Annotated in this window: 1 protein-coding gene; it reads left to right on the plus strand. The window is 69.3% G+C overall.

Going from position 1 to position 473, the window contains the following annotated elements:
• Positions 1-438, plus strand: a 438-nt coding sequence (locus Q7A36_RS40875) for an IS66 family transposase (RefSeq protein ID WP_305109490.1), incomplete at its 5' end; no start/stop codon positions are given.
• Between the last annotated feature and the right edge of the window lie 35 nt (positions 439-473).

The raw sequence follows: 473 nt of genomic DNA on the forward strand, positions 1-473 counted from the left end.
ACCCTGATCTGGTGGTTCTATGCCGACCTGAAGGCCTGGCAGCGCGAGCCCTGTCCCCGACGGGCCGTCGCGCTCAGGGCGCGGTTCGACCGGATTTTCACCCGCCACACCGGCTATGTCGTGCTCGATCGCCTGCTGGCCCGCCTGCATCGCCGCAAGGCCGAACTGCTGCGGGTGCTGCAGCGGCCAGAGATCCCGCTCCACACCAATGGCTCCGAGAATGACATTCGCGCCTGCGTCACCAAGCGCAAGGTTTCCGGCGGCACCATGAGCGAGGAGGGCCGCACCGCCCGCGATGTGCTGCTCGGCCTGATGAAGACCTGCCGCAAGCTCGGTCTCTCGTTCTACCGCTACCTCGGCGACCGCCTGCGCGTCCCGGGCGCCATGCCCGTCCCGCCGCTACCCGATCTCGTCCGTCAGGCCGCAGCCCCGGCCTGACCAGCCAGCCGTGCCCGGGAATCTGCCCCGGTTAC

Source organism: Paracraurococcus lichenis, assembly GCF_030657435.1.
Taxonomy (GTDB): Bacteria; Pseudomonadota; Alphaproteobacteria; order Acetobacterales; family Acetobacteraceae; genus Paracraurococcus; species Paracraurococcus lichenis.